This is a genomic window from Pseudomonas sp. IT-P4 (genome assembly GCF_949767755.1).
GTDB lineage: Bacteria > Pseudomonadota > Gammaproteobacteria > Pseudomonadales > Pseudomonadaceae > Aquipseudomonas > Aquipseudomonas monachiensis.
This window is the reverse complement of the sequence record NZ_CATKPX010000023.1, coordinates 19,780-34,188: the sequence shown is the minus strand read 5'-3', so window position 1 is coordinate 34,188 and position 14,409 is coordinate 19,780. Positions and strand designations below refer to the sequence as shown.

Sequence of the window (14,409 nt, the reverse complement as noted above, 5' to 3'; positions counted from 1 at the left end):
AACCCAGCGGGAGCAAGCTCCCTCGCCACAATTTAAAGGGCGAAAGGCAGCGGCGTATTGACTGTCTGGCGCTGCGCCAGGCGCAACTGGAACTCCATCGGATCGTGAATCAACACGTCCTGCCCGGCGAACGACTCCGCGGCGATCAAGCGTGATAACCAGAACCGTACGCAAGCGACCCGCAGCATGGTCGGCCACAACTCGGCTTCGGCGGCGGTGAACGGTCGCAAGGCCGCGTAAGCGCCGAGCAAGGCCCGCGCTCGTGGTCCATCGATCACGCCATCGTCGTCCGAGCACCAGTCGTTCAAGGCAATCGCCACGTCGTAGAGCATCGGCCCGGAGCAGGCGTTGTAGAAGTCGATCAACCCGGTCAGGTGCGTGCCTTCGAACATCGCGTTGTCACGGAACAGGTCGGCGTGAATGTTCGCCCGTGGCAGTGCCAGGATTTTTTCTTTCTGCCGGGTGATTTCTTCCAGCGCCCGCTGCAGCAGCTCTTTCTGTTCGGCACCACCGAGGTGCGACAAAAACTGCGTGCCCTCTTCCAGCATCCAGTCCAGGCCGCGATCGGTTTTGCGCTTGATCATGTTGGCCTGGGTCGCCAGGTGCAGATGGCCGAGTAACTCACCTACCTGCGCGCAATGTTGCGCGTTGGCTTGCTTGATGTGTTTGCCAGCCAGGCGCGGTTGCAGCAACGCAGGCTTGCCCGCCAGTTCGCGCAAGGCCACGCCGTCGGTGGTGCGCAAGGCATAAGGCACCGGCAGGTCCGCGCCGTGCAGCACGTCGAGCAGTTCGATGAAGAACGGCATTTCCTGAACCGGGCCGCGCTCGACCAGGGTCAGGACAAATTCGCCCTGCTCCAGGCTGATAAAGAAATTGGTGTTTTCGCTACCGGCGGCAATCCCCTGGAAATCAAGCAGGCGGCCGAGGCCATAAGGGGCGAGAAAAGCTTCCAGCTCGGGCCGAGCCAGGGGGGTGAACACAGACATGTTTAAGCTGCCAGTACGGGCGCCGCTGTTGAGCCGGCGCCGATTGAAATTAAGAAACTACTTCCATTCGAAAATCTTCCACGACGGAATCAGCATATCGGGCTGATCCGAGCGGATAAAGTTACCGTCCGATCCATCTGCCCGCACCAGAAAGTACGGTTTTCCGCCCTTCGGTGTTACCTGAATGGCATACAGGAAGCCATTCTGGCGGTACTCCTTGATCGTGTTGTCGCCTTCCGTGCGAATAGTCACATCCGGTTCCGGCGATGGCGCATCGTCCGCCGCCATGACGGCCAGTGGTGTGATTGCAAACAAGCCAGCCAGCAACAGGCGATTTAGTGTGCGCATGATAACCTTGTCCCTTTGTCGTCAACGGTCCCGCTATTCTAGCGCCGGACCCGCCGAAAAGGTTGATCCTGCTCATGAGCCAAGCCCCCCTCGTCCTGGTGGACGGTTCTTCTTACCTGTACCGCGCATTTCACGCACTGCCACCGCTGACCACGTCCAAAGGCCTGCCGACCGGCGCGGTCAAGGGCGTGTTGAACATGCTCAAGAGCCTGCGCAAGCAATATCCGAACAGTCCGTTCGCCGTGGTGTTCGACGCCAAGGGTGGGACTTTTCGCGATGAGATGTTCGCCGAATACAAGGCCAACCGTCCGAGCATGCCCGACGACATGCGCTTGCAGATCGAGCCGCTGCACCAGAGCGTGATCGCCCTGGGCTTCCCGCTGCTGTGCGTCGAAGGCGTCGAGGCCGATGACGTGATCGGCACCTTGGCCCGCAGCAGCGCGGCGGCGGATCGTCCGGTGATCATCTCCACCGGTGACAAGGACATGGCGCAACTGGTCGACGGTCACATTACCTTGGTCAACACCATGACCGGTAGTAGCATGGACGTGGAGGGCGTGAAGGAGAAATTTGGCGTCGCTCCGGAGCAGATCATCGATTATCTGGCGCTCATGGGCGATTCGTCCGACAACATTCCAGGTGTTCCGGGTATCGGCCCGAAAACGGCTTCCGGCCTGCTGGTCGGTGTGAACGGGGGCCTGACCGAACTCTATGCGCAGCTCGATATTGTGCCGACCCTGCCGATTCGCGGCGCCAAGACCCTGCCGGCCAAGCTCGAAGAGCACAAGGAAATGGCTTTCCTTTCCTATCGGCTGGCGACCATCAAGGTCGATGTGCCGCTGGACGTTGGGCTCGATGACTTGCAAATGGGTCCTGAAGATCCGGCCAAACTCTACGAGCTGTACACCCTGCTGGAATTCAAGAGCTGGTTGAACGACCTCGATCGGGATGCCAAGCGTCTGGAACTGAGCGCTACCGCCGAGCCTGCACCGGCCGCCGATCTGTTCAGCGAACCAGAGGCCGAAGCGCCAGCCGCCGCTGCTGAAGCCGCCTATGAAACCATCCTCGATCAGGCGCGGTTCGATGCCTGGCTGGAAAAACTGAACAACGCCAAGCTGTTTGCCTTCGACACCGAAACCACCGGCATCGATGCGCAGCAGGCGCAACTGGTGGGCCTGTCGTTCGCGGTTCAGGCCAATGAAGCGGCCTACATCCCGTTGACCCATTCCTACATTGGCGTGCCGCAGCAGCTGGATCGCGATACGGTCCTGCGCGCACTCAAGCCGATTCTGGAAGACCCGAGCAAACTCAAGGTCGGCCAGCACGCCAAGTTCGACATGAACATCCTGGCCAACTGCGCCATCGGCGGCGATCAGGACAACGGCATTACCGTGCGTGGCATCGCCTTCGACACCATGCTTGAGTCCTACGTACTCAACTCCACGGCCACGCGCCATGACATGGACAGCCTGGCGCAGAAGTATCTGGACCACACCACAGTGAGTTTTCAGGACATCGCCGGCAAAGGCGTGAAACAGCTGACGTTCGACCAGATCGCCCTGGAGCAGGCCGGGCCCTACGCCGCCGAAGATGCGGATATCACCCTGCGCTTGCACCATGCCCTGTTCGAAAAGCTCTCGGCCATTCCGAGCCTGGCCAGCGTGCTGACCGACATCGAAATCCCGTTGGTACCGGTATTGGCGCGTATCGAGCGCCAGGGCGCATACGTCGACGCCGCCTTGCTGGGCGTGCAAAGCATTGAACTGGGCGACAAGATGGTGGCGCTGGAGCGTGAAGCCTTTGAGATTGCAGGTGAGGAATTCAACCTCGGTTCGCCCAAGCAGCTTGGCGTGATCCTTTACGAGAAGCTCGGCCTGCCGGTATTGAAGAAAACCGCCAAGGGCCAGCCGTCCACTGCCGAAGAAGTGTTGGCCAAACTGGCAGAAGACGACTATCGATTGCCGAAAGTGCTCATGGAATACCGCTCCATGAGCAAGCTGAAAAGCACCTACACCGACCGTCTGCCGGAGCAGATCAACCCGCGTACCGGGCGGATCCATACCTCGTATCACCAGGCAGTGGCGTCCACCGGGCGGCTGTCCTCCAGTGATCCGAACCTGCAGAACATCCCGGTGCGCACCGCCGAAGGGCGGCGCATCCGCCAGGCGTTCGTGGCCCCGGCCGGTTACAAGCTGCTGGCGGCGGATTATTCGCAGATCGAACTGCGGATCATGGCGCACCTGTCCCGGGATGAAGGGCTGATGAACGCCTTCCGCCACAATCTGGACGTACACACCGCGACCGCCGCCGAAGTGTTCAAGGTCGAACTGGCCGACGTGACCTCCAACCAGCGCCGCAGCGCCAAGGCGATCAACTTCGGCCTGATCTACGGCATGGGCGCGCAGAAGCTCGGCAAGGACATCGGCGTCGACACCAAGACCGCCAAGGCCTACATCGATACCTACTTCGCCCGGTACCCCGGCGTTCGCCAGTACATGGACCGCACGCGTGCCCAGGCCGCCGAGCAAGGTTATGTCGAGACGTTCTTCGGCCGTCGCCTGTACCTGCCGGACATCAACTCCAACAAGCCGCAAGAGCGCGCCGCCGCCGAACGCACGGCGATCAACGCGCCGATGCAAGGCACCGCTGCAGACATCATCAAGAAAGCCATGGTCGCGGTGGATAACTGGCTGAGCGTGTCGGGCCTGGACGCCAAAGTCATCTTGCAGGTGCACGATGAGCTGGTGCTCGAGGTGCGTGAAGACCTGGTCGACCAGGTTCGCGATGAAATTCGCGTGCACATGAGCGAGGCGGCGAAACTGGATGTGCCGTTGCTGGTCGAAGTGGGTGTTGGAAACAACTGGGATGAGGCTCACTGAGCCCCCTGAAAAGACCTTTTCTGCTGCGGCATAGTGCCGCGGCAGAAGGGCGCCAAAAACAGTTTGGTCCGAAGGGTTATCAGAGTTATTTCAAACCCATTTGAAAAAAATCTGAACTAATCTTGCACACCACCACTCAGAGTTACTGAATGGCTGGTGAAGCCCTTCGATGCTCCTATGTTGTGTTAAGTGTTGGCAGATATCTGGACCCCGCCCTAGCGGTCTAGAGCTTCAACCCCGGAACTTCTCCCTCCCCATATGAAGCCCGGGGTTTTTTTTGCCCCGAGAAAACTGCCCGCGTGCACCGCAGGCAGTTTTCGCACTTACTGGGCTTCTGCTTCGGCACCCTTGTCCGCCAGTTCCATCCAGCCGGCCAGTACGGTGTAGGCATCTTCCAGGCCCATGCGTTTCGGGGCCGAAAACAGCTGGATTGTCACCAGGTCGCCCCAGCCCTTGCGGATTTCCGCCTGAACCTTGAGCAGTGTGTTCTTGGCCGCGCCGTAGGTCAGCTTGTCCGCTTTGGTCAGCAGAATGTGCATCGGCATGCCGGCAGCCACGGCCCAGTCGAGCATCAACAGGTCGAAATCGGTCATCGGATGGCGGATGTCCATCATCAGGATCAGACCTTTCAAACTCTCGCGACCACCCAGATATGCCTCCAGGTGACGCTGCCAGTGTTGCTTGAGCGGGATCGGTACTTTTGCATAACCGTAGCCCGGCAGGTCGACCAGACGGCGTTCATCGTCTAGCTTGAAGAAATTCAACAGTTGCGTGCGCCCCGGGGTTTTCGAGGTGCGCGCCAGGCTGGCGTGGGTCAGGGTGTTCAAGGCACTCGACTTGCCGGCGTTGGAACGCCCGGCGAAGGCGACTTCGAAGCCCTCGTCATCCGGACATTGGTCGACTTTGGCGGCGCTGAGCATGAAGGTGGACTGTTGGCACAGACCGAGGATGGGATTCTTGAGTTGCATGGGATTTCCGATGTGGGCGGCGCCAGGAATGGGTGCGGCAAGCAGTGTCGCTTCCGTTTCAGTGACGCCAGTATATAATGCCGCAGATTTTGTGTGCGCTTTGTCCCAGCGTAGGATGAAGTTCACGAGAGCGACAGACCTTGATTGCGCACTAGAACGCAGCCCGCTCTCAACCCTGAAAAGGTCGTTTTATGACGAAATGGCTGCTAGCTGCCGGTGTATTGATGCCGCTTTACAGCGCTCAGGCTACACAGGATCCGGAAGCTGTGTACAACCGTGTTTGTGGTGCCTGTCATTCCGGCCAACTCCCCATGGCGCCGAAAAAAGGCGATCAGGAAGCTTGGACGCCGAGGTTGGCGAAAGGTATGGAGACGCTGGTGCAACACGTGACCCAGGGTTTCAAGGCGATGCCGCCGCGTGGTTTGTGCATGGACTGCAGTGCCGAGGATTACCAAGCCATCATCCTTTGGATGAGCGAGTAAGCCCGGTCCATAACTCTTAACCCTTAGCCGTAGTTGGATTAGCTGATGAAGAAATTGATCGTGAGTCTGCTGTTGACCGTGGGCATCTCCGGCATGGCCCATGCTGCAGGTGAGGCAGTACAACCGGGTGATGCAAAAGCCGGCCAGGCCAAAGCCGCCGTCTGTGGCGCCTGCCACGGCCCGGATGGCAACAGCATGGCGCCAAACTTTCCAAAACTGGCGGGTCAGGGTGAACGCTACCTGACCAAGCAATTGCACGACATCAAGTCGGGCAAGCGCACTGTTCTGGAAATGACCGGCCTGCTCACCAACCTGAGCGATCAGGACCTGGCGGACATCGCCGCCTACTTCGCCAGCCAGAAAGGTAGCGTCGGTGCCGCCGATCCGAAGATTGTCGCTCGCGGTGAAGCCCTGTTCCGTGGTGGTGACCTGGCCAAGGGCTTGCCAGCCTGCACCGGTTGCCACTCGCCAAATGGCGCAGGTAACGCGGCTGCCGGTTTCCCGCACCTGGGTGGTCAGCACGCTCAATACGTCGGAAAGCAACTGGTCGATTTCCGCAAGGAAGAAGGCGGCCGCACCAACGACGGCGATACCAAGCCCATGCAGAGCATTGCCAAGAAGCTGAGCGACGAAGACATCGCCGCGGTGTCCAGCTACATTCAAGGCCTGCACTAAGGCCGGCGGATCAGGCGTTGAGCGGCGAGCTTATCGCCTGCAGTGTTAACGCTCGATTAATCCGTCACAGCAAGTATAAAAAGGGTGGCCTTGGCCGCCCTTTTTTGTGGCCGCTGCCGTTACACTACAGAACTCAAGCCCGCCAGGATCTGTCCGATAACAAGTCGCGCGAGGCGATAAAATTTGTCCAGGAGTAAAGCATGCGTAATCTGATCATCAGCGCCGTTTTTGCCGCTGCCAGCCTGTTCGGCATGACTGCCCAGGCCGCTGACGCCCCCGCCGCACCTTATGTCGAACTGACCAACCCTGTTCCGGTCGCCGTGCCTGGCAAGATCGAAGTGGTAGAGCTGTTCTGGTACGGCTGCCCGCATTGCTTCGCCTTCGAGCCAGTGATCAATCCGTGGGTCGAGAAGCTGCCTTCGGACGTGAACTTCGTGCGCATTCCAGCCATGTTCGGTGGCCCGTGGGACGCTCACGGCCAGATGTTCCTGACCCTTGAAGCCATGGGTGTCGAACACAACGTCCATGCCGCGGTGTTCAATGCCATTCAGAAAGAACACAAGAAACTGACCGACAAGAACGACATGGCCGACTTCCTCGCTACCCAAGGCGTGGACAAGGACAAGTTCCTTGCGACTTTCGACTCTTTCGCTATCAAGGGCCAGATCGTCAAGGCTCGTGAACTGGCCAAGAAGTACGAAATCTCCGGCGTTCCAACCATGATCGTCAATGGCAAGTACCGCTTTGACGTGGGTTCCGCCGGCGGTGCCGAACAGGCCTTGCAACTGGCCGACAAACTGATCGACAAAGAGCGAGCGGCTAACAAGGCTGCCGCCAACTAAGGGCAGTCACTGCCATGCGCCGATGGGGTACTGAACGCATCGTTGGCCTGCATGATCCGCGGGTCAACGAGCATCATCTGGAGTCCACGGGCTTGCCCGCAGACAGTCGTCTGCGCTTGCTCAGTTTCAATATCCAGGTCGGTATCAGTACCGAGCGCTACCGGCATTACCTGACCCGGGGCTGGCAGCACCTGCTGCCGCACACCGGGCGTGCCGATAACCTGCAGAAAATCGGCAATCTGCTGGGCGACTTCGATCTGGTCGCCTTGCAAGAGGCCGATGGCGGCAGCCTGCGATCAGGCTACGTCAATCAGGTCGAACACCTGGCCCAGCTCGGTGCCTTTCCCTACTGGTATCAACAACTCAATCGCAATCTCGGTCGCCTGGCCCAGCACAGCAATGGCGTGCTCAGCCGGTTGCGCCCATGGGCAATCGAGGATCATCCGTTGCCGGGGCCAAAGGGGCGCGGAGCCATTCTGGTGCGGTTCGGCGAAGGCCCGGAAGCGCTGGTGGTGGTCATGATGCACCTGGCGTTGGGCGCCCGGGCCCGCAGCCTGCAATTGGCCTACATCCGCGAGTTGATTGGCGACTACAAGCACCAGGTACTGATGGGCGACATGAACACCCATGCCAGTGACCTGCTGCAACATTCCCCGTTGCGCGATCTCGGCCTGCTTGCGCCGCAACTGGAAGCGACGTTTCCCAGCTGGCGCCCACAGCGCTGCCTGGACCATATCTTGCTGAGCCCGAGCCTGACCCTGGAAAAGGTCGAGGTGCTGGCACAGCCCATTTCCGATCACCTGCCGGTAGCGGTAGAGATTCGTTTGCCGGGTTCGCTCACGGCCGATGCATTGCCCGCATTGAGTCCTGCCCCTCGCGGAACCCCTGAATGAGCGACGAAGCACAGCGCTGGAAAGAGAAATACCTCAAAAGCATCGAACAACAGGAAAAGCTCGAACGTCGCTGGGACGCGCGGCTCGACTTGCTGCGTCGCGGGCTGGTGCGCAGCACCCTGGCGGCGGAAGGTACTGACCGCGCCGTTGACCAATGCATGAAAGAAATGCGCGAGGTCGTGCGCACCGACGACATGGACGCAGGCCTGGCCGCGCTGATTCCACGCCTTGAAAAGGCAGTGCTCGACTCGGAGCAGCGTCGGGAAACCCGGGTCAACCAGACCAGTGCCGCCCTCAATGCGCTGGTCACACAACTGCAAACATTGCCGTTGCCACGGGATGTGAGTCGGCCACTCAAGAGTTTCGCCAAGCAACTGGATGCGCGAGTCAGTCAGGCACGTGAGATACCCTTGCTGCTCAGCGAGCTGAGTGGCTTGCAGGGCAAGGCCCTGAGCCAGCTGGAGACCCCGACGGAGAATGGCCGGCCGGGCTTGCTGCAGCGGTTGTTCGGCGGTCGTGAAGCGGAGGAGGCAGCGGCATCAACGGTTATTTCTCCTGATCTGGTCTCTGTAGCCAGGAATCCTGCGGCAACTTTCCAGGTACCCCCCGCTGCGCGAGTTGAAGGTGAGTCTGCACCGACCGGGCCAACCGTGGCTGCGCCTGCTCCGGCAATCGTAGCTTTTGCCCACCCGGCTGTGGAACCTCAACCGGCCAGTGCCGTCGCGGCAGAAATCGAATCGGCCGGGCAGTCCGCCCCGGAAACCATCGCGACGACTCCTGAATCGGAAGCAAACCCTGACGAGCTGACCGCGCAAGTTTCGCCGGATAGCTTGCCTTTACCTCCGATGCCTATGGAGGATGTGGCCGTCGTCGATCAGGCGCTATCCGAACACGATATTCTCTATGCACTTCCGGATTCCCCCGAGCCCTCCTACAGCTCGGTGGCCAGTCACATCGAAGACACGCTGCTGGGGCTGCTCGACGACCTGACATTGCCCGAACGTCATCGCCCGCAAGCCGAATCCATGCGCGATCGTTTGAAAAACGGTCTGAACTGGTACGAATTGCTGCCGATCCTCGACGACTTCGCCACGTTGATGCTGGCTATTACCGACAGCGGCCAGCATGAGTTCGAAGCCTATCTGCAACGATTGAACGAGCGTCTCGAGTCGTTCCAGAGCAACTTGCAGGCCGCCACCGCAGGGCACGCCGACAACCGTTCGGCTGCGCGGCAGATGGATACGCAGATCCGTGAACAGGTCGATGGCCTGCAAAGCAGCATGCAGGAAGCGGCGGACCTGGAGGATCTCAAGCACGTACTGGAAAACCATCTCGAAGGCTTGCTGGGTACCATGGACCAGCACCAGAAACAACGCGATGAGCGCGAGCAGGAGGTCGCTGTGCGCTTGCACAGCCTGGCCGAACGGGTCGCCCATATGGAGCAGGAGGCCCAGGGTTACCGCGAGCACCTTGAAGAGCAACGGCAGAAGGCATTGGTCGACCCGTTGACCGGGCTGCCCAACCGTGCGGCCTGGAGCGAGCGCCTGGATCATGAAATCACACAATGGCAGCAACATGGCAACACGTTGTTGCTGGCCATGCTCGACCTCGATCATTTCAAGCGCATCAACGATAACTACGGGCACCTGGCCGGTGACAAAGTGCTGAAAATCATCGCCAGTGTGTTGCGCAAGCGGTTGCGCGGGACGGATTTCATTGCCCGGTTTGGCGGCGAGGAGTTTGTGCTGTTGATGCCATCCACGGTGCCAGCGGCGGGGTTGAAGTTGCTGGAAGCCTTGCGGGCCTCCATTGAGGCTTGTCCTTTCCACTTCAAGGGAGAGCCGGTGACCATCACCGTGTCTATCGGGATGACGGCGTTCAGGCCGGGTGAACACGGCGATCAGGTGCTTAAAAGAGCCGATCAGGCGCTGTATCGCGCAAAAAATGCCGGACGCAATCGCGTGGAGCCGGGCTGATCGTCAATTGTTCCATTTTGTTTGATTGCCGTCAGCCCGCCAGGCATTACGTTACACTGTTGCATTATTGTCTTGTGTGTACTGCCTTCGCCATGAAATATTTTGCTCTGATTGCGTCACTGATTCTGCTGGCCGGCTGCGCCGGCGGTCCCCGTTTTGACACCAGTCATCCCTCAGCCAATTACGACAGCCGTGTGCAGTTCGTGGTGGTGCATTACACCAATGCCTCGCTGGAGCGTTCGTTGCAATTGCTGACCCACGGTGAAGTCAGCAGCCATTACCTGATCGGCGACGACAAGGGCGCCACCATCTACAAGCTGATGGATGAAAATGTGCGGGCCTGGCACGCCGGGGAGAGCGAGTGGAATGGCCGGACCTGGCTGAACTCCAGTTCCATCGGTATCGAAATCGTCAATCCGGGCTTCAAGGACACCCCGACCGGACGCGTGTGGTATCCCTACACCGAAGATCAGATCCAGTCGTTGATCGTATTGCTCAAGGACATCAGCAAACGTCAGGGCATCAAGCCTCGCGACATCATCGGCCATAGCGATATTGCACCTTTGCGCAAGCTGGACCCGGGGCCGCTGTTTCCCTGGAAGCGTCTGGCCGCCGAAGGCCTGGGTATCTGGCCGAATGAACAGGCGGTGGCGCGCCAGCAAATGTTGTTCGCCGAGCAGTTGCCGAGCATCAGCTGGTTTCAGGCGCAGTTGACCCGCCTGGGTTATGCCTCGCCACAAACCGGCGAGCTCGATGTCGCGACACGACATGTGATCGCGGCATTCCAGATGCATTTCCGTCCGGCGCACTTCGATGGCACTCCGGATGCGCAAACTGCCGCGCTACTTTTGGTGTTGAATCAGACAAAATAATGACGCCCGCCCGACGGTCAGGGCTTTTTTCCAATCAGCAGCTATAACTCATTGGTAATCCTTCGGATATTTCACAATGACCGCTGCTCGAGAGACCTTACGTAGTTGGTTCCATCGCCCCTGGTTCCTGGGGCTGATGTCTACTGTCTTGAGCGCAACGTTGTTGATGGCCGGCAGCCTGTTCGTCGCCATACACCAGGTCGAGCAAAACGAAAGCGAAGAAATGAATGCTCAGGGCGAACGCTTCCTCGCCCGCCTGGAACAGCTCTTCGGTCAACTGCGTGAAAGCCTTGACGACCTTGAGGCGCAACCGTTGCGCGGTTGCGATGCTGAAATGATCGCAACCTTGCAGCAGGTTTCGTTCAATTATCGCTTCGTCTACGAAGCTGCCTACATGGACTCCTCGCGAATCTGCTCCAATCGCCCCCGCCAGGAAGGGTTGTCGCTGAGTCGATCGCCAGACATCAAGGGCCCGACTTACAGCTATTGGCTCAACACCACCACCGAACCCGATGAAAACCGCGCCGCGCTGATGCTCGGGCGCGGGAATTTCCGGGTCGCGACCTCTCGCGGGCATTTGACCGATATGGTCGACCTGTCGCCGGGCAGCAGCCTGCTGGTAGTCCTGGACCATGGCGCGCGCGCGATTCCGGTGCTCGGCGCTTCTCAGGTATGGCCACCGGACGAGGCCTGGCCACCGAAAAACCGTGATGCGCTGCAAATCACCCAGGCACGCCTGATATACCGGATGCCCACCGACAACCCGGAATATCAATTGGTGTTGATCAGCCCACGCACCGGCATGCATATCCCGGCGGTCTGGTGGTGGTTGCTGCCGGCCAGCCTCGCGCTGGGCATCTGCGTCGGGTTCCTGGTGTTTCTGCTGGTGCGCCAGCGGCAGTCGCTGGACGCCGAACTGACCGGCGCGATTCGCCGGGGCGAGTTGCAGGTGCTGTATCAACCTATCTTCGACCTCGATAGCCGCAACTGTGTCGGGGCTGAAGCACTGCTGCGCTGGCGCAGGCCGGACGGCACCCTGACCAGTCCCGACCTGTTCATTCCGATGGCAGAGAATACCGGGCAGATTCGCCAGATGACGGACTTCGTCCTGCAACGCCTGCTCGAGCAACTCGGCCAGTTGCTGCGTGCCAACCCGCAGTTGTACATCTCGGTCAATCTCGCGGCGTGTGATGTGATGGTTCCGCGGATCGGCCAGGTGATGGCGCGGTTGTTGACCCTGCACCGCGTCGCTGCGCGGCAAATTGCCTTTGAAGTCACCGAGCGCGGGCTGGTCGATGTGGTGGTGGCCCGGGAAAACCTGCAAGCGCTACGGGATGTCGGACACCAGGTGTTGATCGATGACTTTGGCACCGGCTATTGCAGCCTCGCCTATTTGCAAACCCTGCCGGTGGATTGCCTGAAAATCGACAAGGCGTTCATTGACGCGCTGGGCCATGACGCCGCCAGCAGCGGCGTGGCCCCGCACATCATTCACATGGCCCAGTCGCTGCACCTGAAGGTGATTGCCGAGGGCATCGAGCATGAGGCCCAGGCCGCGTTCCTGTGCAGTGAAGGCGTGAAGTTCGGCCAGGGCTGGCTGTTCGCGCGGGCGCTGAGCGCAGTGCAGTTCACTGAATTGATTACCCGGGGGCGTCGTCGGGGAGGCCGGCGCCTGGATGACGAAGCGTGAGGGTGACCTAGACGGTCAGCGCCATGTAGAACTGAGTACCCTGCCCCGGCCGTGAATAGACGCCCATCCGCCCGCCATGCAATTGCACGATCTCCTTGCACAAGGCCAGGCCGAGCCCGGCCCCGCCTTTCTTGCGTCCGACCTGCACGAACGGCTCGAAGATCCGCCCCTGCTGGCCGTAGGCAATACCTTCGCCGTTGTCCTCGACGCTGATGATGACCCGGTCACCGTGGCGCCGGGCATGCAAACGTATCCGCCCGCCGGATCCGGTGTGCCGCAAGGCATTGTCGAGCAAGTTGTCGAGTACCCGCTCCAGTTGTGGCTGGTCGGCCTGTAACCGCGGCAAAGGCTCCTGCACCTCCACCAGCAGATTGATTTCCTGCTCTTCGGCCGCCGTGGCAAAGCGTGAGCGAGCCTGTTCCAGCAACGCCTCGATGGAACAAGGCGTCAGGGTGAGCTTCTGCAAACCGTTCTGGTAACGGGAGAAGTTCAGCAGGTCGTTGATCAACTGCATCAGCCGCTGCATCTCCTCATTCACGGTATCGAGCAGGTCGGCTTCCCGGGAGTCCTGGGCAAAGTGCGCGCGCTCACGGAACAATCCGAAGGCCATGTGCATGCCAGTGACTGGTGTGCGCAATTCATGGGAGGCGCGTAATACAAATTCGCTGCGTACCCGTTCGAAGGCACGCTGTTCCGTGACGTCATGCAGCACCATCACGGCGCCCAGAATATGGCCCTGGGTATGGCTGACCGGAGTCAGGCTGTAGGTCAGCAGTCGCGACTCGCCGTCGACTTCGACACTCAAGTCTTCCAGCGCCCGCTCCAGTGTGCCGCCGCGCAGTACCAGTTGCAGCTGCTCATCGAGCTCGGGGCGCTTCAGCGCCGTGCCCAACCCCTGACCCAGACGATCGGACTCCCAGCCCAATTGACGCTGGGCTACAGGGTTAAGGTGTTCCAGATGACCCTGGCGGTCGATCATCAGCAGTCCGTCGTCGATGCTATCGAGCACGGCCTGCAAACGCTGCTGACCGGCCAGCAGCTCATCGACGTTGGTGGCCTGATGTTCACGCAATGCCTGGGCCATGATCCCGAAACGTCGGGTCAGCTGGTTCAGTTCCATCGCCGAAGAAATCGGCAGGGTGACATCGAAATTGCCCTGGCCGATATGGTCCGCCGCCTTGGCCAAGGCCTCGATGGGCTCCCCGAAACGTCGGGCGATAGCTTGCGCGGTCACGAAGCCGATGATCAGCACTGCCAGCCCCACCAGGCCAAGCAACCCTGCAATCAGCAATGCCTGCTCCCGGGCCTGTCGCTCGGTATCGCTGATGTTATCCAGTGCGCGCTTGTGCTCGGCGATCAGGCCATTGCGTAGTGCGTTGAATTTTTCCGTCAGGTTGTCGTGGCTGCTGAGCACATTCGACGGGTTCGGGGACGTTTCATAAGCCTGGATAAAGCTCTCGTAGTCGGCCTTGGCTTTTCTGAAGCCGTGCTCGCTTCCGGTATCTGCCGGCTCCTGGGCGATGCCTTCCTCCAGCAGTTCGAAGTAATGCTGCTTCGAGGCCGCGAAAGCGGCGGAGTCAGGCTTCTCGCTGAGCATGATGATCAATTGATCACCCAGGGTCTGACGCAGCTTGAGCCCCAGGTCCAGGGTGATGAAGTTATTGCGGATCAGTGCTTCCTGGCTGCCGGCCATCTGCATCACGCTGACCAACCCGAGCAAGAGCCCGAGCAACGCGACGGTGATCAGTGCGGAGATGCTCAGGAAAAGCCGGGTCCGTAATTTCATCGCCAGTTTCAT

Annotated in this window: 12 protein-coding genes; 8 read left to right on the top strand and 4 right to left on the bottom strand. The window is 60.0% G+C overall.

Annotated features, from left to right (window positions below):
• Positions 1–32: 32 nt before the first annotated feature.
• Positions 33–986 carry a homoserine kinase gene (locus tag ACM6IT_RS06635; RefSeq protein ID WP_056726711.1) on the bottom strand — a complete coding sequence of 318 codons (954 nt, stop codon included), beginning with the start codon at positions 984–986 and terminating at the stop codon, positions 33–35.
• A gap of 57 nt (positions 987–1,043) precedes the next feature.
• Positions 1,044–1,334, bottom strand: coding sequence for a DUF2782 domain-containing protein (locus ACM6IT_RS06630; protein WP_015092908.1), 291 nt, complete (start codon positions 1,332–1,334; stop codon positions 1,044–1,046).
• Positions 1,335–1,408: 74 nt separating this feature from the next.
• Between ACM6IT_RS06630 and polA the strand changes: the two genes are divergently transcribed.
• Positions 1,409–4,213 (top strand): DNA polymerase I, encoded by a 2,805-nt coding sequence (polA, locus tag ACM6IT_RS06625; RefSeq protein WP_414917724.1) that lies wholly within the window; start codon positions 1,409–1,411, stop codon positions 4,211–4,213.
• 323 nt (positions 4,214–4,536) lie between these two features.
• Here the strand turns inward: polA and yihA are convergent, their stop codons facing one another.
• On the bottom strand, positions 4,537–5,181 hold the full coding sequence (yihA, locus tag ACM6IT_RS06620; protein WP_046042671.1) for a ribosome biogenesis GTP-binding protein YihA/YsxC: 645 nt from the start codon (positions 5,179–5,181) through the stop codon (positions 4,537–4,539).
• Positions 5,182–5,372: 191 nt separating this feature from the next.
• Here yihA and ACM6IT_RS06615 point away from each other — a divergent pair, with 191 nt between their 5' ends.
• The 7 genes from ACM6IT_RS06615 to ACM6IT_RS06585 all read left to right on the top strand — a co-directional run bounded on the left by ACM6IT_RS06615 (position 5,373) and on the right by ACM6IT_RS06585 (position 12,611).
• The gene (locus tag ACM6IT_RS06615) at positions 5,373–5,663 is read left to right on the top strand and encodes a c-type cytochrome (protein ID WP_008002190.1); all 291 of its coding nucleotides are present in this window, start codon (positions 5,373–5,375) and stop codon (positions 5,661–5,663) included.
• A 45-nt stretch (positions 5,664–5,708) separates the two neighbouring features.
• Positions 5,709–6,338, top strand: coding sequence for a c-type cytochrome (locus ACM6IT_RS06610; protein WP_056726709.1), 630 nt, complete (start codon positions 5,709–5,711; stop codon positions 6,336–6,338).
• Positions 6,339–6,538: 200 nt separating this feature from the next.
• The gene (locus tag ACM6IT_RS06605) at positions 6,539–7,180 is read left to right on the top strand and encodes a thiol:disulfide interchange protein DsbA/DsbL (protein ID WP_056726708.1); all 642 of its coding nucleotides are present in this window, start codon (positions 6,539–6,541) and stop codon (positions 7,178–7,180) included.
• Positions 7,181–7,194: 14 nt separating this feature from the next.
• Positions 7,195–8,073 carry an endonuclease/exonuclease/phosphatase family protein gene (locus tag ACM6IT_RS06600; protein WP_056726707.1) on the top strand — a complete coding sequence of 293 codons (879 nt, stop codon included), beginning with the start codon at positions 7,195–7,197 and terminating at the stop codon, positions 8,071–8,073.
• Positions 8,070–10,049, top strand: a complete 1,980-nt coding sequence (locus ACM6IT_RS06595; RefSeq protein WP_414917723.1) for a diguanylate cyclase — start codon at positions 8,070–8,072, stop codon at positions 10,047–10,049. The genes ACM6IT_RS06600 and ACM6IT_RS06595 overlap by 4 nt, the downstream gene beginning before the upstream one ends.
• 92 nt (positions 10,050–10,141) lie before the next feature.
• Positions 10,142–10,921 carry an N-acetylmuramoyl-L-alanine amidase gene (locus ACM6IT_RS06590; protein ID WP_223542701.1) on the top strand — a complete coding sequence of 260 codons (780 nt, stop codon included), beginning with the start codon at positions 10,142–10,144 and terminating at the stop codon, positions 10,919–10,921.
• A 76-nt stretch (positions 10,922–10,997) separates the two neighbouring features.
• Complete coding sequence (locus tag ACM6IT_RS06585; RefSeq protein WP_056726704.1) at positions 10,998–12,611, top strand: EAL domain-containing protein; 1,614 nt, start codon at positions 10,998–11,000, stop codon at positions 12,609–12,611.
• Positions 12,612–12,618: 7 nt separating this feature from the next.
• Here ACM6IT_RS06585 and ACM6IT_RS06580 read toward each other — a convergent pair whose 3' ends face one another.
• Entirely contained in the window at positions 12,619–14,409 is a 1,791-nt protein-coding gene (locus tag ACM6IT_RS06580) for a KinB sensor domain-containing domain (RefSeq protein WP_056726703.1), read from the bottom strand.

Bases quoted from the DNA above. Each gene is read 5' to 3' on its own strand.
- ACM6IT_RS06595 (WP_414917723.1), top strand. From the start codon at position 8,070: ATGAGCGACGAAGCACAGCGCTGGAAAGAGAAATACCTCAAAAGCATC.
- polA (WP_414917724.1), top strand. From the start codon at position 1,409: ATGAGCCAAGCCCCCCTCGTCCTGGTGGACGGTTCTTCTTACCTGTAC.
- ACM6IT_RS06610 (WP_056726709.1), top strand. From the start codon at position 5,709: ATGAAGAAATTGATCGTGAGTCTGCTGTTGACCGTGGGCATCTCCGGC.
- ACM6IT_RS06590 (WP_223542701.1), top strand. From the start codon at position 10,142: ATGAAATATTTTGCTCTGATTGCGTCACTGATTCTGCTGGCCGGCTGC.
- ACM6IT_RS06600 (WP_056726707.1), top strand. From the start codon at position 7,195: ATGCGCCGATGGGGTACTGAACGCATCGTTGGCCTGCATGATCCGCGG.
- ACM6IT_RS06630 (WP_015092908.1), bottom strand. From the start codon at position 1,334: ATGCGCACACTAAATCGCCTGTTGCTGGCTGGCTTGTTTGCAATCACA.
- ACM6IT_RS06615 (WP_008002190.1), top strand. From the start codon at position 5,373: ATGACGAAATGGCTGCTAGCTGCCGGTGTATTGATGCCGCTTTACAGC.
- ACM6IT_RS06585 (WP_056726704.1), top strand. From the start codon at position 10,998: ATGACCGCTGCTCGAGAGACCTTACGTAGTTGGTTCCATCGCCCCTGG.
- ACM6IT_RS06580 (WP_056726703.1), bottom strand. From the start codon at position 14,409: ATGAAACTGGCGATGAAATTACGGACCCGGCTTTTCCTGAGCATCTCC.
- yihA (WP_046042671.1), bottom strand. From the start codon at position 5,181: ATGCAACTCAAGAATCCCATCCTCGGTCTGTGCCAACAGTCCACCTTC.
- ACM6IT_RS06605 (WP_056726708.1), top strand. From the start codon at position 6,539: ATGCGTAATCTGATCATCAGCGCCGTTTTTGCCGCTGCCAGCCTGTTC.
- ACM6IT_RS06635 (WP_056726711.1), bottom strand. From the start codon at position 986: ATGTCTGTGTTCACCCCCCTGGCTCGGCCCGAGCTGGAAGCTTTTCTC.